This window comes from Streptacidiphilus sp. MAP12-16, assembly GCF_041262165.1.
Classification (GTDB): domain Bacteria; phylum Actinomycetota; class Actinomycetes; order Streptomycetales; family Streptomycetaceae; genus Streptacidiphilus.
The window spans coordinates 247384-272748 of record NZ_JBGCBY010000001.1 but is presented as its reverse complement, the minus strand read 5'-3'; the positions used below and the strand labels follow the sequence as shown (position 1 = coordinate 272748).

Sequence of the window (25365 nt, the reverse complement as noted above, 5' to 3'; positions counted from 1 at the left end):
AGCGCTACTGCGGGACACACCCGAGCGATGCGCCTCGGGTTGGGAGAATGCAGATGCGAACCACTCCTGCAGCATCGATAGCTGTGGTCAGCACCGCGGTCCTCGCCCTGTCCGCGCCGCTGGCTCTGGCCGAGGGCGGCGGTGGCACCATCACCTCCTTCGGCTTCACCGTGTCCCCGGGCACCGTGGCACCCGGCGGCACGGTCACCCTGAACGCGACCGGCTGCGAGGTCCCCTCGGTCACCGTGTCCTCCGGGGTGTTCGACACCGTCACCCTCAACGAGGGGCACTCCGCCACCGCGACGGTCGACTCCACCGCCAAGCCCGGCGCCCAGTACACCGTGACCTTCAGCTGCAACGGCCAGACGGGCACCACCGAGCTCACCATCTCGTCGACCACCCCCTCGACCACCCCAGCGGCCCCCCTCGGCCCGGTGCGCACCGGCATCGGCGGCAGCATCACGCGTCTGGACTCCGTCGAGAGCGCGGGCGGCGCCGCCCTCCTGGCCGCCGCGGCCCTCGGCGGCACCTTCGCGCTCCGCCGCCGCAACGGCAAGTCCGCAGTGTGACGCTTTCCCACTGCCGCACGTAGCAGGCCGCGGTGTCCCACACGTCCACGACGTGCGGGACACCGCGGCAGCGCTCTGCCGAGATGGCTACTCGGTGCGCAGGGCGACAGCGGTTCGAGCCTTGGCCGCCCAACTCGCCGGCAGCATGGCGCCCAGGACCGCGATCGCCACTCCGGCCAGCCCAAGCAGGACCAGCTCCAGCGCGTGGTAGACGGACATGATCTGCGGCGTCAGGGTGCTGCCCACAGCGTGTCCCATCACCGGCAGCACGTAGTCGTGCAGCGCGACCCCGGCCGGCACCCCGACGACCCCGCCGACCACCCCGACGCCCATCACCGAGGCGATCACCAGGGTTGTGGTCTGCCGTGGCGACATTCCGAGCGCCTTGCAGACGCCCAGGTCGTGAACGCGCTCCCGGGTGTCGAGGACGACCGAGTTGAGCACCCCCAGCCCGGCGACGGTGACCAGCATCAGGGTGAGCATCGCGGCCATCGCCTCCAGGACGAGGATCATCGCGTGGCCGTGCGAACCGGTGTTCGCCTGCGCGTCGGCGCCGAGCGGCCGCACCGCCGAGTTGAGCTTCGCGGTGTAGTCGGCGGCCGAGACGCCGGGCTTCAGCGCGATGCGGTAGGTGTCGACCGGGATTCCGTCCTTGGCCGAGGCGAAGGTGGAGATGTCCAGGTTCATCCTCATCCCGTTGTCGCCCGGGTCGAACGCCTCACCGACAATCCGGACCCGCGCCGTCACCCCGTGGTCGGCCACGGTGATGGTGTCACCGACCTTGGTGCCGGTCGAGGCCAGGAAGTGGGTGGGCACGACGACCTCTCCCGGGCCGGTGAGCCAGTGACCGGAGATCATCTCGGGGGCGCCCACGAGCGAGTCGCCCTGGTAGAGGTTCGCCTGGACCGAGCCCGGAACACCCGGCACCGAGGCCTGCCCGCCCGCTCCCCGTAGAACGACGCGGTGCCCGGCTGCGACTGGATCGCGGCGCTCACCCGCAGGTCGTCGGCGGCGGAGAGCAGCGTGATACCGCCGGTCGCCGCCCCCGCCCCGCCGGGGCCGCCGACGCCTCCGGTCGGCGGGCCGAACGTCCTGACCAGGACCGCTGCGGTGGAGTCGCCGCGGTTCTCGGCCGCGCCGACGGCGTTGAGTGACGAGGTCAGGCCCAGCGCGAAGGTCGCGGTCATCGTGCCGAACGCGACGGCGGCCAGCATCGCCGCCGTACGGGCCGGCCGTGCGAACGGACCGGCGAGACCGAGCGTCACCGGCCGCGGCAGGGGCAGCCGGGCGGCGGCCCGTTGCGCCCACTGCCCGCGGCCGCTGCGTGGAGCGCGACCCGCACCGACTGACGCCCGGTCAGTTCCGGCGGTGGCCGGCGTAGTGGACGAAGACGACGACGGTGCCGTCGGCTCGGGCGACGTCGACCTCGTCCCCCTTCTGCGCGGCGCCGAGCGCGTAGAACGCGGCCTTGCCGGGCGGAAGCTTCCACGAGTCCACGTGCCCGACGATGACGGGCCCGCTCAACTCAGTTGACCAATGCGGGTGGTCTTGCTCTACTCCAATGTTGGACCCCTCCGGAGGAGCTGTGGAAGAACTGCCAGAGAGCGTAGATCGCGACATCTTGGAGAAGCGAACGATCTCCGCATTGAGGACCATTCGCGAGTCGCAGGGGTGTTCACTTCACGAGGCCCTGGATCTCCTCCAAGAACGCTTCCAAGAGCTTCAGCCCGAGCTGACCGATCGAGTATCCGAAGCAGCTCGCTGCTCCCGTGTTCTGCGGTTTGAGCCTGACGGCTCCCTCGTGGTGATCGACGGCCTGCCCGAGGAACAGAAACCGAAGAAGTAACGCGTCGGTCTGTGACCTGCAGCCCAACTGACGATCTCGCACCTGAGCTGCACGGGAACGATCGGCGGTTGCCACCGTTGTGCACCCTTGGTTGCCCTCGCACGGCCCAACGACGGCCCAGCCTTGGGCGCTCCGATTCCGAAGCACACTGGGTGATCACATAGGGGTTCCCTGGCTCCGGTTCTCGCGCCTGCGACGCCTCAGCGTGCCTTGAGCGCCCGAGATCGCGCAGAAGAGCGATCCAGCGAAGATCCACATCAGCTGGGAAGCGAGAGAGCGGTGAGGGGGATGGAAAAACGTTTGCGACGTCACCATCGCGATCAGGGCACCCGTCAACGTGCATCCCCAGCAACAGAGCGCTATCGTCCAGCCGCTGCGGGCATTCAGCCATTGATTCACGTGGTCATCATGGATGACCCGACTCAGCGAGGACAGGGATCGACCCTGGTCAGGTGCAGCCTCCGAATCGACCTTCGCTTTTCAGGCGAATCCGTCAGACGTGGTGATCGCTCGGAAGGGCTGGACAGGCTTGTCATCGTTTGTCCACGAGTGTCCGTGAAGTACCGTGGTGTCCGTTGACGTTGCCGTCACACTGCCGTCAGTACCTGAGACGCACGCGGTCAGCGTCTATGTAGAGAAAGAAGCGGCTGATCGGCGCCCCGTCTGCGCGATCGATCACAAGCCCCAGGTCCCGTAGCGCATTGAATGCCGCATCCATGGCACCGTCGTCAGCGGCTTTCACTGCCCGCGACCAGTCATCGAAAAGCGGTCGAACCGAGTCGAACTCGGGTGCCGCCTCGAATCGTCCGAGCCACCATGGCATGTCTCGCTCTTCCACGATGATCGACCCTAGAAGCGTGTCACCCATCCTGAGCTGCATCGAACGTTCCGCCTCCTCGTTCTGGTGCCGCACTGTATCGCTCCGCAGGAACCACGACGGTCCCTGATGCCATCCCGTCTGCCCGGTGTCCAGGTGGAGCGCGCCACTGCACGAACGACCTGGACACCAGGGGGCCCGGCTGCTCGGCTCCGCCTGGGACGACGGCAGGCGGGATGGCAGCCCCACCTCAGCCACGAGCAACTGGTGCGCGCCGGCCGGACCGTGGCCGTCCCGGAGCCGGAGCGCCCCCGCCGGACGCATCGGTCTGACCGTGGTCTGGGGCCTGCCTCGGCCCTGGTGGGCGTCGTCCTGGTTCATTGCTGGTCTGTGTGGCGAGCCGCCGGACGCGCGCGGGGCCGGGCCGCGCGGGGCGAAGACAAGAGCGCGGGCCCGAGCCCGGCGGGCGGCCGGGCGGCCCGCGCCGCTCTGTGCGCGGCGTGGGGTGCCTTGATGGAGGGGAGAGGCTTCAAGCCCGACTGCTGGCATCCCATGCCCGGATCAGTTCGGCGGCGAGCCAGTGCCCCCTCTCGTCTGCGATCTCCAAGGCCGTCGACCCGTCATGCTTCACCAATCCGGTGTCAGCGCCACGAGCGAGCAGCAGCGCAGTACATTCGACACGCAACGGTTGACCGTCGTCGGCGAGGCAAGCCTCGGAGTCGATGGCGGACATCAACAGCGTCCAGCCCTCCCAGGCCCGGTCGTTGACATCGCCGCCCGTGTCTAGGAACTGCCGCAATGCGTCGAGATCCAGATTGTTCACCGCGATCTCAGCGGACGACATCACGTTGTCGGTGGGACGGATTGCGTCAGAGGTCCCCATGAGCACCGCATCTTAGTGGTCGGCTCCCGGAAGTCCTGCGGGGGAGGGTGACGTGCAGTCAGGCGGAGGCGGCTTGGAGAGGAGTTTCGGCTGCGGTGGTATGGGCGTTGTGGACGGAACGGACTCCGCTGCCCGTTCCGATGGCCTCCCACCGCAATCAGGGTTCGGGTCAGCTTCGCGACCCAGGAGCGCGGCGCGCAATTCATTTGCACTGGTTCGGGTCGGTAGGCAGGATCGCGGCATGGAAGATCGTCCTGCCGAGACACTCATACATGACCAGGTCGAGCTGCGGCGCAAGGGCCTCGACAACGTGGACGAGCAGCACCGCGTCGTGGTCGAGTCATTGGAGCATCTGCGGCCATGGATGCCGTGGGCGTCCGGATACAGCAGGGAGTCCCTGGTGCAGCATCTGACAGCAGCGCAGCAGGACTGGGATGCTGGTCGAGCCTTCGACTATGAAATCGTCTGCGAGGGAGCGGCCGTCGGATCCTGCGGCCTGATGCGGCGGATCGGCCCCGGCGGTCTGGAGATCGGCTACTGGATCCACCCCGACTCCACCGGGCGAGGGCTGGCGACCATGGCCGTGACCGCCCTGGTCGAGGCGGCCTTCGCACTACCCGGGGTGACCCACGTCGAGATCCACCACGACGAGGCGAACACAGCCAGCGGGGCGGTACCTCGGCGACTGGGCTTCACCGTGGTCTCCCGCGAGCCCGACCCCGAACGTGGCGGCGCGCCAGCCGAGTCGGGGGTCACCGTGATTCAGCGGCTGAACCGCCCCCGGCAGGAGTAGCCGAGCTGACAGCCGGCGGCATTTGCTGTTGTGAGGCGGACGCGCAGGAGCGGAGTTTCGCGCGGCCGAAATACATCAGGTCAACCCGCTGATGACTTCGAGAGCCGATCACTTGGTCACCCTCAACGGATGCTTTCCGAGGTCATGCCGTCCGGCGGCTCTCAGCTCGCCTGCTGGCCATGGTCGAGGATGACCCGGCCGTCGTGGGTGCGGATCGTGGTCCGTCGCTGACGTGACCCCGATTCGCGTGCGTTCGACCGAGCCGCCGGAGCAATCTGGCGCGTAAGTGGCGCGGCGCGGATCACCGGCTCTGGTCGTTCGCTTCGCAGAGAAGGGCCCGGTTCTGGAGGATCAAGCCTCCGAACGGGCCCTTCGTCGTGTCTGCCGCGTCGGCGGCGTGGTGTGCCCCAGGCAGGATTCGAACCTGCGACACCGGCTTTAGGAGAGCCGTGCTCTATCCCCTGAGCTACTGAGGCGCGGGGTCGGGTGGGTATGTGGTGGAGAATTCCGATGTGATCATCGGACCTCACCAGACCCGCTCGGCCCCGGTGACCACTGCGGGAGCGGTCGAGGGCTAGCGTACCCGGTCCGGGGTGCTGCCTGCGTACAGGTTTCGGCGATCTTGCTGCGGCCGGACCGGCCTTCGGGCGACATGAGGATGACGTCGAGGGTGCGTGGGCCGTGGACGCCCTCGACGCGGGCGAGTTCGATGTCGCTGGTGGCCGAGGGTCCGGAGATCCAGGTCTGCGGGCGGAGCGGGTCGAGTCGGGGGAGCGCCTGCGGGACCGACGCGACGATCTGGTCGGGCGCGCGGACGACGCAGAGGTGGTGGTCCGGGACGAGGGTGAGTGCGCGGCGGCCCTGTCCGGGGCCGCCGTCCAGGACGATGGTGCCGGTCTCGGCGATGGCCAGGGCGCAGCCGGTGATCACGCTGTCGACGGTGTCCAGGCGGGCTGCCGTCAGCGTGCCGTCGTCGGGCAGCAGGGTCGCAGTGACGCCCGTGAGCCAGCCGCCGTCCAGTCCCACGGGCAGTGCGACCGTGCGAGTGCCACGGGCGGCGAGCAGGGTGGCGATGGTGGCGGCCAGGTTCGCCGCCGTGGTGCGGTGGACCCGGGCCCGGTAGTCCACCAGGTTGACGTGGAGCAGGTCGAGCAACGCCGACGGGTCGTCAGGCAGGTGTGCTGTCAGGTAGGTGCGTTCGCAACCGGCGGTGTCGAATGTCTCGTCCGCGGGGACGTCGGCGAGGGCGGTGCGGACGCGGGCGAGGATCCGGTGGCGGGAGTTCATCTGCCGTCCTTGGGGTTGCGGTGCTTCTTCCACCAGTCGCGGAACGGCTCGGCGGGCAGGTCGGGCAGGTCACGGCTCTCGGTCCAGGGGCCGATACCCGGCCCGGGTAGCCGCTTGGGGTGCAGCTTGCGGGTTCGGGACGCAGCGCGTTCGCCGGCCGCGAGCACGGCAGGGTGGTCCAGGATCCAGCCGGCACCCTTGATCGCGAGCTTTTCCAGGCGGTGGCCCCTGCCGCCCTGCTCGGCGACCTGTTCGCGCAGGTGGACCAGGACTTCGGGGATGTCGATGGCGACCGGGCAGACCTCATAGCAGGCTCCGCACAGCGAGGAGGCGTAGGGCAGGGAGGCGTCGACCTCGCTCTGGATCCCGCGCAGCTGCGGGGTGAGGATCGCGCCGATGGGTCCGGGATAGGGCGAACCGTAGGCGTGGCCGCCCGCGCGCTCGTAGACCGGGCAGACGTTCAGGCAGGCGGAGCAGCGGATGCAGCGCAGGGCCTGGCGGCCGACCTCGTCCGCGAGGGTCGCGGTGCGGCCGTTGTCGAGCAGGACCAGGTGGAACTCGGACGGCCCGTCGCCCTCGGTGGTGCCGGTCCAGGTGGAGGTGTAGGGGTTCATCCGCTCCGCCGTGGAGGAGCGGGGCAGCAGTTGCAGGAAGACTTCGAGGTCCCGCCAGGTGGGGATGACCTTCTCGATGCCGACGACGGAGATCAGCGTCTCAGGCAGGGTCAGGCACATCCGGCCGTTGCCCTCGGACTCGACCACGACCAGGGTGCCGGTCTCGGCAACGACGAAGTTCGCGCCGGAGACGGCGACCTTGGCACGCAGGAACTTCTCGCGCAGGTGCAGGCGGGCGGCCTCGGCGAGGTCAGCAGGGTTGTCGGTCAGGTTGCCGGGGGCGGGCCTGCCCCAGCGGCCCATGGCGTCGGCGAAGATGTCGCGGATCTGCTCGCGGTTCTTGTGGATGGCGGGGACCAGGATGTGCGAGGGCAGATCGTCGCCGAGCTGGACGATCAGCTCGGCCAGATCGGTCTCGTAGGCGGTGATGCCCTCGGCGGCGAGGGCCTCGTTGAGGCCGATCTCCTGGGTGGCCATGGACTTGACCTTGACCACGGCGGTCTCGCCCTTCGCTTTGACCAGGTCGGCGACGATGGCGTTGGCCTCGGCCGCGTCCTCCGCCCAGTGGACGATGCCGCCGGCGGCGGTGACGGCCTGCTCGACCTGGAACAGGTAGTGGTCGAGGTGACGCAGCGTCCGGTCCTTGATCTCCTTGCCCGCCTGGCGCAGCTGCGCCCAGTCGTCGAGTTCGGCGACGGCCTTGGCGCGCTTGTCCCGGATGGTGCGGGTGGCATGGGTGAGGTTGGCCCGCAGCTGGACGTCCTTGGTCGAGCTTCTCGCCGCCTCCGGGAAGGAAGGCATCCCCAGGTAGGTGCCACTCACGCGAGGACCTCCGCTTCCGTTCCGGCCAGGATCTCGGCGATGTGCACGGCGCGGAGCGGGATGTCCTGGCGGTGCAGGATCCCGCTCAGGTGCATCAGGCAGGAGTTGTCCGCCCCGCACAGCACCTCCGCACCCGTCGTTGCGGCGTTGCGGACCTTGTCGGTGCCCATCGCGGCGGACACGTCCGGGTTCTTGACGGCGAAGGTGCCGCCGAAGCCGCAGCATTCCTCCGCGCCGGGCAGCTCGACCAGCTCCAGGCCCTTGACCGCCTCCAGCAGCCGCCGTGGCCGCTCCGCCAGGCCCAGCATCCGCAGGCCGTGGCAGGACGGATGGTAGGTGACGGCGTGCGGGAAGTACGCGCCCACGTCGGTCACCCCGAGCACGTCGACCAGGAACTCGGTGAGCTCGTAGGTGCGCGGCGCGAGGGACTCGCTGATGTCGGAGAGTTCCGAGCCCCTGCCCTCCCCTGCAGCCCGCGCTCCGATCCGCGGATAGTTGTCGCGAACCATGGCCACGCAGGAGCCGGACGGGGAGACGACGTAGTCGTAGCCCTCGAACGCCCGACCCATCCGGCGCACCAGTGGCTCGGTCTCGCGGCGGTAGCCGGTGTTGAACTGGGGCTGTCCGCAGCACGTCTGGGCCGTCGGAAAGTCGACGTCCACGCCGAGACGCTCCAGCAGCTTGACGGTGGCCACCGCCGTTGCGGGAAAGACAGCGTCGTTGACGCAGGTGGCGAAGAGCGCGACGCGCATCACGACTCCTTGGGGTTCCGGTTCGGGCGGGGGAGATGGCGCTTCGCGCGGGGGAGGTCCCGGTTCGGGCGGGGAGGTTCACGGTTCGGGCGCGGGAGGTCCCGGTTCGGGCGCGGGAAGTCCCGGTTCGGGCCGGGGATCACGCGAGGCCGACCCGGGCCGCGGCTGCGGCCCAGGCCCTCTCGTCGCCCCGCGGGGTGTAGTGGCGCAGGTGCTGCGTCTCGGCGACCAGGCGGCGCATCGCGGCGCGGTCCTGAACCAGTCCGTGGGCCCGGGCCTGGACCAGGATGTTGCCGAGTGCGGTGGCCTCGGTGGGCCCGGCGATCACGGGCAGGCCGCTGGCGTCCGCGGTGAGCTGGCACAGCAGGTCATTGCGGCTGCCGCCGCCGACCAGGTGGACCACCGTGACGTCACGTCCGGCCAGTTGGGCTGCCTGGGTCAGGGCGTGGCGGTGGGCGAGCGCCAGGCTCTCCAGGATGCAGCGCACGACCGCCCCCTGGGAGTCCGGGAGCGTCTGTCCCGTGCGTGCGCAGTACGCCGCGAGGCGGGCCGGCATGTCGCCGGGGGCGAGGAACTCCGGTGCGTCCGGGTTGACCAGGGCGGCGAAGGGCCTCGCCTGGGCGGCCTGGGCGAGCAGTTCCGGGAGGTGCGCGGGCAGACCCCTGGACGCCCAGGTGCGCTGGCTCTCGCTCAGCAGCCACAGTCCCATGATGTTGCGCAGGTAGCGCACCGTGTCGTCGATGCCGAGCTCGTTGGTGAAGTTCGCCGCACGTGAGTCCTCGGTCAGCACGGGGGCGTCGAGTTCGAGCCCGGCCAGGGACCAGGTGCCACAGGAGATGTAGGCGAAGTCGGTGCCAGTGGCCGGGACCGCGACGATCGCGGACGCGGTGTCGTGCGATGCGACTGCGGTGACCGGCGTCGCCTCGGACAGCCCGGTGTAGGCGGCCACCTCGGGCAGCAGCGTCCCCGCCGGGTCGCCGGGGCGGCGCAGGGGTGGCAGCAGCTGCGGGTCGAGGCCGATTCCGCTCGCGACGGGCTTGGACCAGGTGCCCGTGCGCGCGTCGTACAGGCCGGTGGTGGAGGCGTTGGTGGCCTCGGCCCCGATGCTCCCGGTGAGCCAGTGGGTGAGCAGGTCCGGGATGAGCAACAGCGTGCGGGCGGCGGCGAGTTGCGGGGTGCCGGCAGCGGCGGCGAGCTGGTAGACGGTGTTGAAGGGCAGGTGCTGCAGGCCGGTGATGCGGTAGAGCTCGGTGGCGCCGACGTTGGCCCACACCTGCTCGATCACCGCCTCGGTGCGCGGATCGCGGTAGTGGTGGGGGTTGCCCAGCATCGCACCGGAGGCGTCGAGCAGGCCGTAGTCCACGGCCCAGCTGTCGATGCCGATGGACGCGAGGTCCGTGCTGCGGGCGGCCTCGCGGAGCCCGTCCAGGACGCCCTGGTACAGGCTCAGGACGTCCCAGTACAGGCCGCCGGGGAGCTGGACGGGGGTGTTGGCGAAGCGGTGGCTCTCCGTCAGGTCCAGGTTGCCTGGGCCGACCCGGCCGACGATGACCCGGCCGCTGGTGGCGCCGAGGTCCGCGGCGGCGAAGGCGGTCGGGAAGGCGGAGGAGCGGGCTGGAGCGGGCACGGAGTTCACCTTCGTCGAGCACGGTCGTCGAGCAGCGTCGAGCGGTCGAGCGGTCGAGCGGTCGAGCGGTCGAGCGGTCGAGCGGTCGAGCAGCGTCGGGCTGTGAGGAGGGCGCGGGTCAGCGCAGGAATGCCGCGGCGACGCCGGCGTCGACGGGGATGTGCAGGCCGGTGGTGTGGGTGAGGTCACCGCCGGTGAGGGCGAACACCGCGTTGGCCACGTGCTCGGGCAGAACCTCGCGCTTGAGCAGGGTGCGCTGGGCGTAGAACTCGCCGAGCTCGGACTCCTCGATGCCGTAGGTCGCGGCGCGCTGTGCGCCCCAACCCGCGGCGAAGATTCCCGAACCGCGCACGACGCCGTCGGGGTTGATCCCGTTGACGCGGATGCCGTGCTCGCCCAGCTCCGCGGCCAGCAGCCGGACCTGGTGGGCCTGGTCGGCCTTGGTGGCGGAGTAGGCGATGTTGTTGGGGCCGGCGAAGACGGCGTTCTTGGACGCGATGTAGACGATGTCGCCGCCCAGGCGCTGCTCGATCATGATGCGGGCGGCTTCTCGGGAGACCAGGAAGGAGCCGCGCGCCATGATGTCGTGCTGCAGGTCCCAGTCGCGGGCGGTGGTCTCCAGCAGCGGCTTGGAGATGGAGATGCCCGCGTTGTTGACGACGAGGTCCACTCCGCCGAAGGCGAGCGCGGCCGAGGCGAACGACCGGGTGATCTGCTCTTCGGAGGTGACGTCGACCGTGACGGCCACGGCACGGTCCGGGCCGCCCAGCTCCTCCGCGACGGCGATGGCGTTCTCGGCGTTGAGGTCGGCGACGACCACGCAGGCGCCCTCGGCGGCCAGCCGGTGCGCGATGGCCTTGCCGATCCCCGATCCCGCACCGGTCACCAGGGCGACCCGGGACGCCAGCGGCTTGGGCTTGGGCATCCGCTGCAGCTTGGCCTCCTCCAGCGCCCAGTACTCGATCCGGAACTTCTCCGACTCCTCGATCGGCGCGTACGACGAGACCGACTCCGCGCCGCGCATCACGTTGACCGCGTTGAGGTAGAACTCTCCGGCGACGCGGGCGGTCTGCTTGTCCTTTCCGAAGGAGAACATGCCCACGCCGGGGACCAGCACGATGGCCGGGTCCGCTCCGCGGATGGCCGGGGAGTCGGCGGTGGCGTGGCGGTCGTAGTAGGCCTGGTACTCGACCCGGTACTCGGCGTGCAGCGTCTTCAGACGCTCCGTCACCTCGCCGAGGGGCACGCCGGCCGGCAGGTCCAGGACCAGCGGGCGAACCTTGGTGCGCAGGAAGTGGTCCGGGCACGAGGTGCCCAGTGCCGCCAGGCGCGGGTGCTCCGCGCGGGAGAGGAAGTCCAGCACCGGCGCGGCGTCAGAGTAGTGGCCCACCACGGGATGATCGCTAGAAGCCAGGCCACGGATGAGCGGAGCCAGGATCGCCGCACGCTCGCGGCGGGCGTCCTCCGGCAGCGGCTCGCAGCCGGTGAGTACCGGGCCGAAGGGCTCGGCCGTGCCCTGGGCCGCCAGGAACTCCTCGGCGGTGCGGATGATGTACAGCGAGTTGGCCTCGGCCTCCTCGCTGGTCAGACCCCAGGCGGTGATGCCGTGGCCACCCAGGACGCAGCCGACGGCCTGCGGGTTGGCCGCCTTGATCGCGGCGATGTCCAGGCCGAGCTGAAATCCGGGACGGCGCCACGGAACCCAGGCCACGGTGTCGCCGAAGCACTGGGCTGTCAGCTTCTCCCCGTCGGCGGCGGTGGCCAGCGCGATGCCGGAGTCCGGATGCAGGTGGTCCACATGGGCGGCGTCGACCAGACCGTGCATGGCGGTGTCGATGGACGGGGCCGCGCCGCCGCGCCCGTGCAGGCAGTAGTCGAAGGCGGCCACCATCTCGTCCTCGTGCTCCACCGCCGGATAGACACCGGCCAGGGCGCGCAGCCGGTCCAGGCGCAGGGCGGCCAGGCCCGACTCGGTCAGGGTCCCCAGGTCGCCGCCGGAGCCCTTGACCCAGACCAGGTCCACTGGTTGGCCGGTGGCCGGGTCGGTGCCGGTGCCCTTGGCGGAGGTGTTGCCGCCGGCGTAGTTGGTGTTGCGCGGGTCGGCGCCCAGCCGGTTCGAACGGGCCAGCAGCGCGTCGACCTCGGGGTGCGGGGTGGCAGTCATGGTGAGCAGATCCTTCGGTGGTCCCGGGCAGGGGAGGGAGGTGGAAGGGAGAGGCAAGCGAAGTGGCAGGGGGTGGCAGGGAGGGGCACCAGAGAGGCAACGGCGAGGCAGTGGCGCTGCGGGCCGCGCCGACGCCTCGACGGGCGCTGCGGTACGGCCCGCGGTCGGGTCGAGGCGCGCGGACTACGCCCCCCAGCCGGCCTGCTCCCCGCCGACCCGCTCGGCGACGATGCGCTCGGCCCAGCCGGTGGCCCGGTAGGCGGCGATCGGATCGGGGTTCAGGCCCTGCTCCGCGCGGACCTCGGCCAGCAGCGGGCGGACGTCGGTGTTGTAGGCGTCCATCAGCACCGCGTTCGCGTCCAGCACGTTCCCGGTCCGCTGCGCGGCGCTGAGCGCGGCACGGTCGACCAGCAGAGCCTTGGCGGTGGCCTCCTGGACGTTCATCACCGAGCGGATGATCGCGGGGATCTTCGCCTCGATGTTGTGGCACTGGTCCAGCATGAACGCGACCCCGGTCGCCTCGTCGAAGCCGCCGTTCTTGGCGACCTCGTGCAGGATCCGGAACAGCTGGAACGGGTCGGCCGAGCCCACCATCAGATCGTCGTCCGCGTAGAAGCGGGAGTTGAAGTCGAAGCCGCCCAGCTTCCGCTCGCGCAGCAGGAAGGCGACGATGAACTCGATGTTGGTGCCCGGCGCGTGATGCCCGGTGTCCACCACGACCTGCGCCCGCTCCCCCAGCTTCACGCAGTGCGCGTAGGCGGTGCCCCAGTCCGGAACGTCCATCGTGTAGAAGGCCGGCTCGAACAGCTTGTACTCCAGCAGCATCCGCTGCCCTGTCCCCAGCCGTGCGTACACCTCGGAGAGTGCCTCGGACAGACGGTCCTGACGTGCCACGACATCGTCCTGGCCCGGGTAGTTGGTCCCGTCGGAGAACCACAGCTTCAGGTCGCGTGAACCGGTCGCGTCCATGATGTCGACGCAGTCCAGCAGGTGGTCGATCGCCTTGCGGCGCACCTTCGGGTCCGGGTTGGTCACCGAGCCCAGCTTGTAGTCGTCGTCCTGGAAGACATTGGAGTTGATCGCGCCCAGTCGCAGTCCGAGCCCCCCGGCATGCTCGGCGAGCTTGCCGTAGTCCTCGACCCGGTCCCAGGGAATGTGCAGCGAGACCACCGGAGCCACCCCCGTCGCGGCGTGTACCTGCGCCGCGTCCGCCAGCTTCTCGAACGGATCGCGAGGCACGCCGGGCTGCGCGAAGACCTTGAACCTGGTGCCGGAGTTCCCGTAGCCCCAGGACGGAGTCTCGATCCGCTGGGACTTGAGCGCCGCCTTCACGGCCGACACGTCAGTCATGGTCACCTCTTGGTAAGCGCTCAGTACGGCCCATCGCGAGCCGATCGAACATCGTGAATCGTTTCAGTGGTCCGAAGCTATCGACCGCTCGGCACCTCGTCAAGGGCTCACCCCCGTAGGCGGTCGGCACTCCGGACCGCCGCACCGCCGGCCACACTTTGATGACGTTTCAACCCCAGGGCCGTACAGGCGGGGCCCATCCACTCAGCCGGAGCCCGGGAACCAGGCGACCAGGCCCGGCTCCAGGCACCGTCCGCAGGCGACGTTACTGAATCGTGTCAAACGCCCATGGAGTCAGCCGTTGCGGCATTTGCGCAGCTCGGAGCGCCCGCCCGGGTATGCCCGCCGATACCCCGGCCGATCACGCCCTCGCACGGACCGACGGGCATCCCTTGACGCTCCCGAGGGCCACGGCTAACTTCACGGCAACTCCGTTGAAACATTTCACCCCTAGGCCCCCCGGCCTGGAGACCCAGGAGACTCCCCATGACCCTCCCCGACCCGGACCTGGTTCCGGTCCTCGCGCTCAAGGGGGTGAGCAAGTCCTTCGGCGCCGTGCGTGCCCTGCGCGACGTGTCGCTGGAGCTGCATGCGGGCGAGGCGCACGCCCTGGCAGGTGAGAACGGTGCGGGCAAGTCCACGCTGATCAAGACCCTGGCCGGGGTGCACCGGCCGGACGAGGGCACGGTCCTGCTGGACGGCGCCCCCGTCGTCTTCCACGGCCCGGCCGAGGCCCGCGACGCCGGTGTGGCCGTCATCTACCAGGAGCCGACTCTCTTCCCCGACCTCTCCGTGGCCGAGAACATCTTCATGGGTCGCCAGCCCCGCCGCTCGCTGGGCCGGGTGGACCACCGCGCCGTCAGGACCGCGACCGCCGACCTCTTCCGGCGGCTCGGCGTGGACCTGGACCCCGACCAGCCGGCGCGCGGGCTCTCCATCGCCGACCAGCAGCTCGTCGAGATCGCCAAGGCACTGTCGTTCGACGCCCGCGTCCTCATCATGGACGAACCCACCGCCGCGTTGACCGGCAGCGAGGTGGGCCGTCTGTTCGGCGTGGTGCGGACCCTGCGCGAGCAGGGTGCGGCCGTCCTGTTCATCTCGCACCGCCTGGAGGAGGTCTTCGCGCTCTGCCAGCGGGTCACCACCCTGCGGGACGGCGCGTGGATCGCCAGCGAGCCGGTCGAAGGCCTGAGCGAGGACGACCTGATCCGCCGCATGGTCGGCCGCGACCTGGACGAGCTCTACCCGAAGCAGGCCACCGAGATCGGCGAGGTCGCGCTCAGCGTGCGCCGGCTGACCAGGGAGGGCGTCTTCACCGACGTGTCGTTCGAGGTGCGCCGGGGCGAGATCGTCGGCCTGGCCGGGCTGGTGGGTGCGGGGCGCAGCGAGGTGGCCCGGGCCGTGTTCGGTGTGGACCGCTGGGACGGCGGCGAGGTGTCGGTCGACGGCCGGGCACTCAGGCCGGGCGCGCCGAGCCTGGCCATGGCCGCGGGGCTCGCGCTGGTCCCGGAGGACCGCAGGGCTCAGGGCCTGGTGATGGAGATGTCGATCGAGCGAAACATCGGGCTGACCGGGCTGCGCGCGACCTCCCGGGCCGGGCTGATGAACCGTGCCGCCGAGCGCAGCAGGGCCGTGGACTGGGCGGTGAGACTCCAGGTCAAGTACGCCCGGCTGGCCGACGTCGTGGGCACGTTGTCCGGTGGGAACCAGCAGAAGGTGGTGCTGGCCAAGTGGCTGGCGACCGCCCCCAGCGTGCTGATCGTGGACGAGCCGACCCGCGGCATCGACGTCGGCACCAAAGCCGAGGTGCACCGGCTCCTGTCCCAGTTGGCCGCAGAAGGCGTCGCGGTGTTGATGATCTCGTCGGACCTGCCCGAGATCCTCGGCATGGCCGACCGGGTGCTGGTCATGCACGAAGGCCGGATCGCCGCCGAGATCCCCAGGGCCGAAGCCACCGAGCAGTCGGTGATGGCGGCCGCCACCGGCGTGACCAGGAGGGCGGCATGACGACGACGCTGGAACCCGTTCAGCTCTCGGCCCCCGCCCCGCGGGCGCTGGTGGACCGCGTGCTGAAGATGCGCGAGCTCGCCATCCTGGCGGTCCTCGTACTGATGCTGACGGCCACCCAGATCGACAACAGCGCCTTCCTGTCCGAGCAGGGCGTCAAGGACCTTCTACTGAACGCGACCATCCTGGTCCTGGTCGCGGTCGGCGAGGCGATAGTGGTGATCACACGCAACGTCGACCTCTCGGTCGGCTCGGTGCTGGGGGTCTCGGCCTTCGCGGCCGGCTCGTTCCTCGAGTCCGGCGGCAACCCCGTCGTCGCGGCCCTGATCGCCGTCGTGCTGGGTGCCGCCTTCGGGGCGCTGAACGGGCTTCTGGTGAGCATCGGTCAGGTCCCCGCGCTGGTGGTGACCCTGGGCACGCTCTACATCATCCGCGGCGTCGACTCGATCTGGGTCGGCTCCCGCGAGATCACCGCCGGCGATCTGCCCTCCGGGTTCACCTCGTTCGGCCATGACGGCCTGGCGTTCGTCCCGTACCTCGCGGTCCTGGCGGCGCTGGTGCTCGTCGCCGTCGCCTACTACCTGCGCAGCTACCGCAGCGGCCGGGAGTTCTACGCCCTGGGGTCCAGCCCCGAGGCCGCGCGGCTGGCCGGCGTCGCGGTCCGAAAGCGCATCCTCACCGCCTATGTCGCCTGCGGCGCGCTGGCCGGTCTGGCCGGCGCGCTGTACCTGGCCCGCTTCGGCAACGTCGACTCCGGTACCGGCAGCGGCTTCGAGCTCACGGTCGTCAGCGCTGTGGTGGTCGGCGGCGTCGCCTTCACCGGCGGGTCGGGCAGCGTGTACGGGGTGGCCCTGGGCGCGCTGCTGCTCACCTCCATCAACAGCGTCCTGCCCTCGATCGGCGTCAGTTCGGTCTGGGTCCAGGCCATCGACGGAATCCTGCTGCTCCTCGCCATCGCCGTGGACCGGGTCGTGGCCCTCCGGGTGGCGAACGTCCTGCGCAAGAGGGCAGCGGAGACAAGGAGTGCCCGCCATGGCTGACACCGCGATCACCGCCCGCCTGCGCGGAGCCGTCCGCTGGGACACCGTGGTCGGAGTGCTGTTGCTGGTCCTGCTGGTCTGCTCGTTCTCCTTCGTGGGCAACTTCGGCAACGCCCTCAACCTCTCCTTCCTCATCGGGAACACGCTGCCGATCGCGATGATCGCCCTGCCGATGACGATGCTGGTGGTCTCCGGCGAGATCGACCTCTCGGTGGGCTCCACCGCAGGCCTCTCCGGGGCCGTGATGGGCGCGCTGTGGAACGGCGGCATGGCGATCGAGACGATCATCCCGATCTGCCTGCTGCTGGGCATCGCCTGCGGACTGGTGAACGGCCTGCTGGTCACCCGCCTCGGGCTGCCCTCGCTGGCGGTGACCATCGGCACCCTCGCCGCCTACCGCGGCATCGCGCAGATCGTCCTCGGCGCCAACTCGGTCACCGACTTCCCGCAGCAGTACCTGGACTTCGGTTCCGGCCGGATCGCGGGGACCTTCGTCCCCTATGCGGCGATCCCCTGGGCGGTCCTGCTGATCGTCGCGGTCGTCGTTCTGCACGCCACCCGGATCGGCCGCTCGCTCTTCGCCGTGGGCGCCTCCCAGGAGGCCGCGCGGTTCGTCGGCATCCGGGTCAAGCGGCTCAAACTGTCGATGTTCGTCGCCACCGGCTTCGTCGCCTCGCTGACCGGCGTGTTCTGGGCCCTGCACTACGCCAGCGCCCGCTACGACAACGCCACCGGGCTCGAACTGTCCGTCGTCGCGGCGGTCCTGCTCGGCGGGATCGACTTCGACGGGGGCCGGGGCACGGTCGGCGGCGCGATCGCCGGAGTGTTCCTGCTGGGCGCCCTCCAGAACGTGATGAGCCTGGTCAACGTGTCCGCCCAGTCCCAGATCGTGGTCACCGGAGTGCTGCTGGTGACCTCCGTGCTCGGCCCCCGGGTAGCCCGGCAGCTAACGACCTGGGGAGCGATAGGGCTCGGGAAGACCGCGCCGGAGAGCCCGGCGCCGGAAGCAGCAGCGTCGGCCACCTAACCACCTGGGGAGCGAGTCCCGTCCGCCCGCCCGAAACCGTCGTCGTCACCCATCCGGTTCAGGCGTCAGCCTGCCCATCTGCTGCCACAGCAGCGAGAGGAACACCACCGCCATGTCACAGAGACTCACCTCCACCAGCCGCACCGGAATCGCCCTCGCCGCAACCGCCGCACTCGCCCTCGGCCTCAGCGCCTGCGGCGGGACCACCAAGACCAGTACCGACAAGGCCACGACCGGCGCCCCGGCCGGCTCGTCGGCGTCCGCGGCCCCCAACGCGGCCACCAAGACCGGCCTGACCGTCGCGTTCCTGCCCAAGCAGGTCAACAACCCCTACTTCACCATCTCCGACAACGGCGGCAAGGCGGCCCTCAGCTCACTCGGCGAGAACTACAAGGAGGTCGGCACCAGCAGCGGCACCGACACCGCCGGACAGGTCTCCTACGTCAACACCCTCACCCAGCAGCAGGTCTCCGCCATCGCGGTGTCCGCGCAGGACCCGGGCGCGCTGTGCACCGCGCTCAAGCAGGCCATGTCCAACGGCATCAAGGTGGTCACCTACGACTCCGACACCAACCCCGACTGCCGGCAGCTGTTCGTCTCCCAGGCCAGCTCCGAAGCGCTGGGGCGCAGCGAGGTCGACCTGCTGGGCAAGCAGCTCAACTACACCGGCGACATCGCGATCCTCTCGGCGGCGCAGACCGCCACCAACCAGAACACCTGGATCGGCTACATGCAGGACGAGCTGAAGCAGCCGAAGTTCGCCAAGATGAAGCTCGTCAAGATCGCCTACGGCAACGACGACGCCCAGACCTCGTTCCAGCAGACCCAGGGCCTGCTGCAGCAGTACCCGAACCTGAAGGGGATCATCTCCCCCACCACCGTCGGCATCAAGGCCGCCGCCCAGTACCTGACCGGATCCAAGTACAAGGGCCAGGTCATGCTGACCGGCCTGGGCACGCCCAACGACATGCGCTCCTACGTCAAGGACGGCACGGTCCAGGGCTTCGAGCTGTGGGACCCGGCCAAGCTCGGCAGCCTCGCCGCCTACGCCGCCACCGCGCTGGCCTCCGGGCAGATCACCGGCGCCGCCGGGCAGACCTTCAAGGCCGGTGACCTGGGCACCTTCACCATCGGGGACAAGGGCGTGGTGTTGCTCGGCCAGCCCACCGTCTTCGACAAGTCCAACATCGACCAGTTCAACTTCTGAGTCGCTGCTAGGCCCGAGGAGGGCGCCGCCGCGTGCCACCGGTGGCGGCGCCCTCCGGACAAGGAGGAACACCGTGCAGCGGGTCTGCTTCCTGCTAAAGGTCCGTCAGGACCGTCTCGAGGAGTACCGAGCCCGCCACCGCGCGGTCTGGCCGGAGCTGCTCGCCGCTCTCACCGACGCCGGCTGGACCGACTACTCGCTCTTCCTGCGCGACGACGGGCTGCTCGTCGGATACCTGGAGACCGAGGACTTCGACCGCGCGCGCGGCCTGATGGCGCGGACCGAGGTCAACGAACGCTGGCAGGCGGAGATGGCGGAGTTCTTCGAGGCTCTGGACGGAGCGGCCCCGGACGCCGCGATGGTGCCGCTGGCCGAGATCTTCCATCTCGCCTGACCGTCACTCACCCATACGACGACGAGCCCTGCCCGAGGTCACAGTGCCTCGGATGGCGGCGTGAAACTGGCAGGACAGCACGTGGCAGACATGGTCGGGATCAAGGACGTGGCCAGGCGTGCGGGCGTCTCGCTCGGCACGGTGTCCAACGTCATCAACCACCCGGACAAGGTCTCCGAGGAGACCCGGCTGCGGGTGCTGGCCGTGATCGAGAGCCTGGGCTACGTGCGCAGCGAGTCCGCCCGCCAACTGCGCGCCGGACAGAGCCGCATCGTTGCCCTGCTGCTCCTCGACATGGGCAACCCCTTCTTCGTCGAGCTGACCAGGGGGGCCGAGCGCACCGCCCGCGCGGCCGGCCTCGGCGTGACGGTCTGCAACAGCGCGCAGAGTCCGCTGGAGGAGGCCGAGTACCTCTCCCTGTTCGCGGAGCAGCGGGTGCGCGGTGTGCTCATCACTCCGGCCGATCCGACCGGACGGAACCTGGAGGGATTTCGCCGGCACAACATACCTTTCGTGCTGGTGGACCGGGTGGGCGGCGGGGCTGGGGAGTGCTCGGTCTCTGTGGACGACGTCGCCGGTGGCGCGCTCGCCGCGCGCCACCTGGTGGCAGCGGGTCACCGCAGCATCGCCTACGTCTGCGGTCCGGAGCACCTGCATCAGGTCCGCGACCGACGCGCGGGGGCGCTCGCCGCGCTCGCGGAGGCCGGGCTGACGCCGGACGCGCTCGTGGACGTCCCGGTCGACCGGCTCGACGTGGCCGCGGGCCGCGACGCCGGATCCAGGCTGCTGGGCCTGGCCTCCCGTCCCACCGCCGTCTTCTGCGCCAACGACCTGCTCGCCCTCGGCCTGCTCCAGACCATGTTCGCCGCAGGGGTCAACATCCCCGGTGATCTGGCCATCGTCGGCTACGACGACATCGAGTTCGCCGCCGCGGCGGCGGTCCCGCTCACCTCGGTACGCCAACCCGCCGCCGCCATGGGCGCGATGGCCGCACAGCTGCTGCTGGAGGAGACCGGTCCTGCCGCCGACCAGCACCGACACCAACGGGTCGTACTCCAGCCGGAACTCGTGGTCCGGAGCTCCAGCCTGACCAGCTACTGAGGTCCGCGGGCGGCTCAGTCACAACTCAGCGACGGCTCAGCAGCGGCTCAGCGATGGCTCAGCGGCGGCTCAGCGCCGGGTGACGCTGGAGCTGCGGACGACCAGCTCGGGTTGGAGCACCACTTGGCGGTGCTGGTGCTGGTCGGCGTTCTCACCGGTCTCCTCCAGCAGCAACTGGGCGGCCAGGGTGCCCATGGTGGCGGCTGGTTGGCGTACCGAGGTGAGCGGGACGGCGGCTGCCGCCGCGAACTCGATGTCGTCGTAGCCGACGATGGCCAGGTCGCCCGGGACGGAGATGCCGGCGCTGTACATGGCCTGGAGCAGACCGAGGGCGAGCAGGTCGTTGGCGCAGAAGACGGCGGTGGGACGGGAGGCCAGGCCCAGCAGGCGGGCGCCGGCGTCGCGGCCCGCGGCCACGTCCGGGCGCTCGGTGGGCAGTTCGACCAGGCTCTCCGGCGGAAGTCCGGCCTCGGCGAGTGCTGCGAGGGCGCCGGTGCGACGGTCGCGGATCTGGGCCAGGTGCGGCGGCCCGCTGACGTAGGCGATGCTGCGGTGTCCGCTCGCCGTCAGGTGCCGGAGCGCCAGAGCGCCGCCGGCGACGTCGTCCACGGACACCGAGCATCCCTGGGCGGAGGTGTCCTGCCGGTCGACGAGGACGAAGGGAATGTTGTGGCGCCGGAACGCCTCCAGGTTGCGTCCGGAGCTGTCGGCCGGGGTGACCAGGACGCCGCGGACTCGCTGCTCGGCGAACAGCGAGAGGTAGTCGGCCTCCTCGGCGGGGCTCTGCGCGCTGTTGCACAGCATGACGCCGAGTCCTGCGGCCCGGGCCGTGCGCTCGGCGCCGAGGGCGACGTCGACGAAGAAGGGGTTGCCCATGTCGAGGACCAGCAGGGCCACGATGCGGCTCTGCCCGGCCCGCAGTTGGCGGGCGGACTCGCTGCGGACGTAGCCGAGGCGCGCGATGGCGGCCTGAACCCGGATCCTGGTGTCCTCGGAGACGAGTTCCGGTCGGTTGATCACATTGGAAACCGTGCCCACCGAGACCCCGGCCTGTTGCGCGACGTCCTTGATGCCTGCGTTGCGAACCACGCGCCCCGTCCTCATGATCAACGAACTACCCGGTCATCGAGCCGGGGGCCCTTTGCCGTCCAGTGAATCAGTTCATTCTGGAGCCTGTCACGGCAGCGCTCATCGAGCATGCGTCGGGCAGTGGCTGATCAAGATGGTAGTACGCACTCAGTGAAACGGTTTATGGCCGACCTGGGCAGTGGCGACGCCCGGCACCGGGCTGTGACCTTACGACCTGGGGAGCGACAGTGCCGCCTCCGGCTCAGGCGAGCTGCGGAAGCGGGCGCCGAGAGGCCTTCGCACCCTCGATCCACGCGCCCAGCCCGCGTGCCGTGGCGAACTGCGGCTCCTCCGCGGTGATGATGGGCACGCCCAGGCGGCGCCCCAGTTCCTCGTCCAGTCCTGGAAGTTGGGCACTTCCACCGGTCAGCACGATGCCCCGTTCCATGACGTCGACGGCCAGGTCGGTCGGGGCCTGGCCGAGGACCTCGTGGATCGACTGGGCCACCGTTCGCATCGGGGGCTCAAGCGCCTCATGGATCTCGTCCGCGGGCAGTTGCAGCGTCCTGGGCAGGCCGCTGGCGCAGTCGCGGCCGCGGACCTCGATCCGGTGTTTGCCGTCGGCGCGCGCCTCCGGCGATCCTGCGGCGATCTTCAGCTGTTCGGCCGCCACTGAGCTCAGCTGCAGGGCATGATGCTGGCGCACGTGTTCGATGAGCGTCTGGTCGAAGGCGTTCCCGGCCACCGGCAGCGACTGCGCCGTGACGATCGTGCCCAGCGCGAGCACGGCCGCGTCCGTGGTCCCGGCCCCGATGTCGACCACCATCGATCCGCCCGGTCCCTGCACCGACATCCCGGCCCCCACCGCGGCGGCCAAAGGCGCGTCGACGACATGCACGCCGCCGGCACCGGCCTGCCGGAACGCCTCGGCGACCGCGCGAGTCTGGATGCCGGTGCGGCCCACCGGCATGGCGGTGACCACGATGGGGCGCATCGCGTAGCGGGAGCGGCGGACCTGGGCCAGGTAGTAGCGCAGCAGCAGCCGGGCGGCCTCGAAGTCGATGATGATGCCGCAGTCGAGCGGTCGGCACGCGGTGATCGCGGCGGGGGTCCGTCCCAGCATGCTCTTGGCGTTCAGGCCGATGCCGCAGAGCGTGCTGGTGTGGTGGTCGAGCGCCACGACGCTGGGCTCGTCCACCACGACACCGTCACCCTTTCGGTAGATGCGGATCTGGGCTGTACCCAGATCGACAGCCACCGCGCGGTCGCCACTCGTCGGATAACGCACCATCGCTTGGGTCCCTTCCCCTTGTGAGTCCGGCTGGTGAAGACGGCCGCCCGCAGCGGTCCGCAGGTGGGCCGACGGCTCTGCACCCGCTCGTGCCCCATCCTTGGAGTCCCTGACCGGTCGCGCACGGCGGACGGACCCGGGCTCGGCCGTTCGGCCGAACGCGAGCCGGGCGACCACCGGAACGACCGGCGCGGTCGGCCGGTGTGGTGCCGGTTCGACAGGCGGCACCGAAGGGACCGCCGGATGATGCTGACATGGGTGCAAAACTGGATGATTCGCTTGCCACGCCGCTGGCGGTGCTGGCCCGTTCCGCATGGCAGACCGTTCTGACGGCCGGCCTCTGCTCGATCGCACTGGGCGTGCTGATCCTTGCCTGGCCGCATCAGACGCTGCGGGTCGTTGGCGTGCTGTTCGGGATCTACCTACTGGTCAGCGGGATTCTCCAGGTGATCGTGGCCTTCGCGATCCATGTGCAGACCGCCGCCAGGGTGCTGAGCTTCGTCGGCGGCGCACTGTCGATCATGCTGGGCCTGATCTGCTTCCGCGGCTTCGACCAGTCCATCGTGCTGCTCGCGCTGTGGATCGGGTTCGGCTGGCTGTTCCGCGGCGTCACGCTGGTCGCGCTCGCGGTCTCGGAACCGGGCATGCCGGCCCGGGGCTGGCAGATGTTCCTGGGCCTGATCACCGTGCTGGGCGGAATCCTGCTGGTCGTCGAGCCGCTCAGATCCGTCTCGGCACTGACGCTGCTGGCCGGCTGGTGGCTGCTGGCTGTGGGCGTCGTCGAGGTCTGCATCGCCTTCTCGCTCCGAGGCAGCGTCCGCGCGGCGGAGCACGCGATCTGAGGGCGGAGCCCGCGATGTGAGGTGACGTCATGAGCCAGGAGCGCAACATCCTGCTGTTCGCCTTTCCCGAGCGCGACCAGACTGTCGAGGCCTTCGCCGAGATCACGGATCTCCTGCCGGGACTGCTCCAGGCCGCCGTCGTCGAGCGCGACGGCGACGGAGTGCTGCGCACGGCCGACACGTTCAGCTCGACGCCCGGGGACGCGGACAGCCTCTCAGGCGGCCTGTTGGGGAACGTGATCGCCGTCGTGGGCGGCCCCTTGGGCGTCCTGCTCGGCTGGACGCCCGGCCTTGCGGCGGGCGATGTCGTGGACACGAAGGTGGACACGACGCACGCGGAGAGCGGCATCGAGGATCACCTGCGCATGCTCAGCGAGCGAATCCCCGTCGGCGGCACCGCCCTGTTCGTCGACGCGGTCGAGGTCAGAGCCGCCGTCGCGGACGAGCTTGCCGCCCGGCACCACGGCACCCTCACCCGAGTCCCGGCCGACGCGGCGGGAGCCGACGTGAGGGCCGCACACCACGCCACTCGCGCCGCCGCCAGGACCGCACGCGAGGAGCATCTCAAGGCCCGGCGGGCTGCCCTGAGGACCAGCAGCCTCGGCAACCCCTTCTCGCACGGACCAGGCTGACGCGTGCCGCAGCCCCGCCGCCGGCCCCGGAAAGAGGGCGGGGCGGGCGGCGGGGCTGCGGCACGCGTCAGCAGCCGCCAGTAGCCAGTAGCCGTCAGTAGCGCAGCGCAGCGGCGATGCGGCCGTCGTCGCTGAGCGTGTCGTCGGGAACGAAGCGCACCTCTGCTCCCGAGTCCGCCGCGGCCTCGACGATCGAGTCGACCACGTCGTCCACGGTTGCCCGGGTCGTGCCGCCCGACGGGACGACCAGATGCTCGCCAACCGCCTCAGCGGACACCTGCAGGTGCTCCTCGACCAGCAGCAGCGCGACCCGTCCGGCCCGCACCATCTGCCGCACCTCGTCGACGCCGCCGGCGAACAGGCGCTGCCCGCGGGCTGCGTCGAGCCGGTCCAGGGCCCACGCGGTCCGCGCCTTCGCGTGTGCGGCGAAGGTGGGGCGCAGCAGCTCGGCGAGCTGGTGCCCGGTCACCTGGTCGAGCCCGCCGTGGTCCAGCCGGCCGGCCACGTCCACCTGATGGTCCGACTCCTCCTCGAAGCGGGTGACGTCGCCGATCGCACCGACGACGAAGACCGGCCGCCGCTCCGCGGCCAGGGCCTTGCCGAGCGCGCTGTCGACCGACCGGAGGTACTGGCGCACCCGCTCGTCGCGCTTTGAACTGGGACGGTTGCCGAAGTTCGGCCCGGGGATCGCGTCCTGCGGGTCGGGGATCTCGGGCTCCACCGGGAACCCGTGTCCGGTGACGGGGGCGAACGCGTCCTCGGTGCCCTCCCACAGTCGGGCGGCCTGCAAGGACAGGGTCAGCACCCAGTACGGGCGCCGGTACTGCCGGGCGGCGATCAGGTTCCGGGTCAGAAACGTGGACTCCAGCAGGACGCGCTCCGGCGGGGCGGTGGGCGCGGCGAACTGCCACACCTGGTGCTCACCGGCCGCGACCAGGATGAGCAGGCCGTCCTCGGCATGGACCAGGTCGACCTGGGACGCGGCCTGGTCCAGCTGCCGCTCCAGGTCGATCCGGCTCTCCCGGGAGACCTCAGGGTCGGCCGCGATGCGCTTCTTCGCCTCGGCCAGCAGGTTGCGCAGCCGGATCGGGTCCTGTGCGTTGTCGGGTTCGCGGCGGTGCGTGGCCATCAGCAGTGACACGGCCGGGTAGCGCCGGGGACGCCGAAGGTCTTCCAACACGGCCGGCGTCAGTTCGATGGTGTGCAATGGTGCGCCCTCTCCTGTGGTCTGG

The 25365-nt window shown here is 70.3% G+C and carries 24 protein-coding genes, 1 tRNA gene and 1 pseudogene; 11 read left to right on the top strand and 15 right to left on the bottom strand.

Features of this window, described 5'->3' with window-relative positions:
• Window positions 1-53: 53 nt before the first annotated feature.
• Entirely contained in the window at window positions 54-569 is a 516-nt protein-coding gene (locus tag ABIA33_RS01220) for a hypothetical protein (protein WP_370075918.1), read from the top strand.
• A gap of 87 nt (window positions 570-656) precedes the next feature.
• Here ABIA33_RS01220 and ABIA33_RS01215 read toward each other — a convergent pair whose 3' ends face one another.
• The 3 genes from ABIA33_RS01215 to ABIA33_RS01205 form a co-directional block, all read right to left on the bottom strand.
• A complete protein-coding gene (locus ABIA33_RS01215; RefSeq protein ID WP_370075916.1) occupies window positions 657-1496 on the bottom strand; it encodes an ABC transporter permease in 840 nt (279 codons plus the stop codon).
• The gene (locus ABIA33_RS01210; RefSeq protein WP_370075914.1) at window positions 1424-1834 is read right to left on the bottom strand and encodes a hypothetical protein; all 411 of its coding nucleotides are present in this window, start codon (window positions 1832-1834) and stop codon (window positions 1424-1426) included. The genes ABIA33_RS01215 and ABIA33_RS01210 overlap by 73 nt, the downstream gene beginning before the upstream one ends.
• A gap of 91 nt (window positions 1835-1925) precedes the next feature.
• Window positions 1926-2066 carry a hypothetical protein gene (locus tag ABIA33_RS01205; RefSeq protein ID WP_370075912.1) on the bottom strand — a complete coding sequence of 47 codons (141 nt, stop codon included), beginning with the start codon at window positions 2064-2066 and terminating at the stop codon, window positions 1926-1928.
• A gap of 88 nt (window positions 2067-2154) precedes the next feature.
• Here ABIA33_RS01205 and ABIA33_RS01200 point away from each other — a divergent pair, with 88 nt between their 5' ends.
• On the top strand, window positions 2155-2415 hold the full coding sequence (locus tag ABIA33_RS01200) for a hypothetical protein (protein WP_370075910.1): 261 nt from the start codon (window positions 2155-2157) through the stop codon (window positions 2413-2415).
• Window positions 2416-3013: 598 nt separating this feature from the next.
• Here ABIA33_RS01200 and ABIA33_RS01195 read toward each other — a convergent pair.
• Both ABIA33_RS01195 and ABIA33_RS01190 read right to left on the bottom strand, forming a co-directional pair.
• Window positions 3014-3328: a hypothetical protein gene (locus tag ABIA33_RS01195; protein WP_370075908.1), complete on the bottom strand. Its 315-nt coding sequence runs from the start codon at window positions 3326-3328 to the stop codon at window positions 3014-3016.
• A 433-nt stretch (window positions 3329-3761) separates the two neighbouring features.
• Entirely contained in the window at window positions 3762-4115 is a 354-nt protein-coding gene (locus tag ABIA33_RS01190) for an ankyrin repeat domain-containing protein (RefSeq protein WP_370075906.1), read from the bottom strand.
• A 241-nt stretch (window positions 4116-4356) separates the two neighbouring features.
• On the opposite strand from ABIA33_RS01190, the gene ABIA33_RS01185 reads away from it, so the two are divergent.
• Window positions 4357-4908, top strand: a complete 552-nt coding sequence (locus ABIA33_RS01185) for a GNAT family N-acetyltransferase (RefSeq protein WP_370075904.1) — start codon at window positions 4357-4359, stop codon at window positions 4906-4908.
• 403 nt (window positions 4909-5311) lie between these two features.
• On the opposite strand, the gene ABIA33_RS01180 is transcribed toward ABIA33_RS01185, so the two are convergent.
• From ABIA33_RS01180 to rhaI, 7 genes and pseudogenes are all read right to left on the bottom strand, one after another.
• A tRNA-Arg gene (locus tag ABIA33_RS01180) sits at window positions 5312-5384 on the bottom strand.
• A 172-nt stretch (window positions 5385-5556) separates the two neighbouring features.
• Window positions 5557-6195: pseudogene (locus ABIA33_RS01175) on the bottom strand (lactate utilization protein C); the annotation flags it as partial.
• Window positions 6192-7631 (bottom strand): LutB/LldF family L-lactate oxidation iron-sulfur protein, encoded by a 1440-nt coding sequence (locus tag ABIA33_RS01170; RefSeq protein WP_370075902.1) that lies wholly within the window; start codon window positions 7629-7631, stop codon window positions 6192-6194. The gene ABIA33_RS01170 and the pseudogene ABIA33_RS01175, both read right to left, overlap by 4 nt.
• On the bottom strand, window positions 7628-8383 hold the full coding sequence (locus tag ABIA33_RS01165; RefSeq protein ID WP_370075900.1) for a (Fe-S)-binding protein: 756 nt from the start codon (window positions 8381-8383) through the stop codon (window positions 7628-7630). Before ABIA33_RS01165 ends, ABIA33_RS01170 begins: the two co-directional genes overlap by 4 nt.
• Before the next feature lie 139 nt (window positions 8384-8522).
• Window positions 8523-10010, bottom strand: a complete 1488-nt coding sequence (locus tag ABIA33_RS01160) for a rhamnulokinase family protein (RefSeq protein ID WP_370075898.1) — start codon at window positions 10008-10010, stop codon at window positions 8523-8525.
• Window positions 10011-10128: 118 nt separating this feature from the next.
• Entirely contained in the window at window positions 10129-12174 is a 2046-nt protein-coding gene (locus ABIA33_RS01155; RefSeq protein ID WP_370075896.1) for a bifunctional aldolase/short-chain dehydrogenase, read from the bottom strand.
• A gap of 183 nt (window positions 12175-12357) precedes the next feature.
• A complete protein-coding gene (gene rhaI / locus ABIA33_RS01150; RefSeq protein WP_370075894.1) occupies window positions 12358-13524 on the bottom strand; it encodes an L-rhamnose isomerase in 1167 nt (388 codons plus the stop codon).
• A gap of 486 nt (window positions 13525-14010) precedes the next feature.
• Here rhaI and ABIA33_RS01145 point away from each other — a divergent pair, with 486 nt between their 5' ends.
• From ABIA33_RS01145 to ABIA33_RS01120, 6 genes are all read left to right on the top strand, one after another.
• A complete protein-coding gene (locus tag ABIA33_RS01145) occupies window positions 14011-15531 on the top strand; it encodes a sugar ABC transporter ATP-binding protein (RefSeq protein ID WP_370075892.1) in 1521 nt (506 codons plus the stop codon).
• Window positions 15528-16571, top strand: coding sequence for an ABC transporter permease (locus ABIA33_RS01140; RefSeq protein ID WP_370075890.1), 1044 nt, complete (start codon window positions 15528-15530; stop codon window positions 16569-16571). Before ABIA33_RS01145 ends, ABIA33_RS01140 begins: the two co-directional genes overlap by 4 nt.
• On the top strand, window positions 16564-17598 hold the full coding sequence (locus ABIA33_RS01135; RefSeq protein ID WP_370075888.1) for an ABC transporter permease: 1035 nt from the start codon (window positions 16564-16566) through the stop codon (window positions 17596-17598). The genes ABIA33_RS01140 and ABIA33_RS01135 overlap by 8 nt, the downstream gene beginning before the upstream one ends.
• A 112-nt stretch (window positions 17599-17710) precedes the next feature.
• On the top strand, window positions 17711-18805 hold the full coding sequence (rhaS, locus tag ABIA33_RS01130) for a rhamnose ABC transporter substrate-binding protein (protein ID WP_370075886.1): 1095 nt from the start codon (window positions 17711-17713) through the stop codon (window positions 18803-18805).
• Window positions 18806-18878: 73 nt separating this feature from the next.
• Window positions 18879-19199, top strand: coding sequence for an L-rhamnose mutarotase (locus ABIA33_RS01125; RefSeq protein ID WP_370075884.1), 321 nt, complete (start codon window positions 18879-18881; stop codon window positions 19197-19199).
• Between the two features lie 81 nt (window positions 19200-19280).
• A complete protein-coding gene (locus ABIA33_RS01120) occupies window positions 19281-20300 on the top strand; it encodes a LacI family DNA-binding transcriptional regulator (protein ID WP_370075882.1) in 1020 nt (339 codons plus the stop codon).
• A gap of 69 nt (window positions 20301-20369) precedes the next feature.
• Here the strand turns inward: ABIA33_RS01120 and ABIA33_RS01115 are convergent, their stop codons facing one another.
• Together ABIA33_RS01115 and ABIA33_RS01110 are read right to left on the bottom strand one after the other, a co-directional pair.
• A complete protein-coding gene (locus tag ABIA33_RS01115; protein ID WP_370075880.1) occupies window positions 20370-21404 on the bottom strand; it encodes a LacI family DNA-binding transcriptional regulator in 1035 nt (344 codons plus the stop codon).
• A gap of 226 nt (window positions 21405-21630) precedes the next feature.
• Window positions 21631-22659: a rod shape-determining protein gene (locus tag ABIA33_RS01110; RefSeq protein WP_370075878.1), complete on the bottom strand. Its 1029-nt coding sequence runs from the start codon at window positions 22657-22659 to the stop codon at window positions 21631-21633.
• Between the two features lie 254 nt (window positions 22660-22913).
• Between ABIA33_RS01110 and ABIA33_RS01105 the strand changes: the two genes are divergently transcribed.
• Window positions 22914-23501 carry an HdeD family acid-resistance protein gene (locus ABIA33_RS01105; protein WP_370075876.1) on the top strand — a complete coding sequence of 196 codons (588 nt, stop codon included), beginning with the start codon at window positions 22914-22916 and terminating at the stop codon, window positions 23499-23501.
• Between the two features lie 29 nt (window positions 23502-23530).
• Window positions 23531-24133 carry a hypothetical protein gene (locus ABIA33_RS01100; RefSeq protein ID WP_370075874.1) on the top strand — a complete coding sequence of 201 codons (603 nt, stop codon included), beginning with the start codon at window positions 23531-23533 and terminating at the stop codon, window positions 24131-24133.
• 94 nt (window positions 24134-24227) lie between these two features.
• On the opposite strand, the gene ABIA33_RS01095 is transcribed toward ABIA33_RS01100, so the two are convergent.
• Complete coding sequence (locus ABIA33_RS01095) at window positions 24228-25340, bottom strand: chemotaxis protein (protein ID WP_370075872.1); 1113 nt, start codon at window positions 25338-25340, stop codon at window positions 24228-24230.
• Window positions 25341-25365 lie beyond the last annotated feature (25 nt).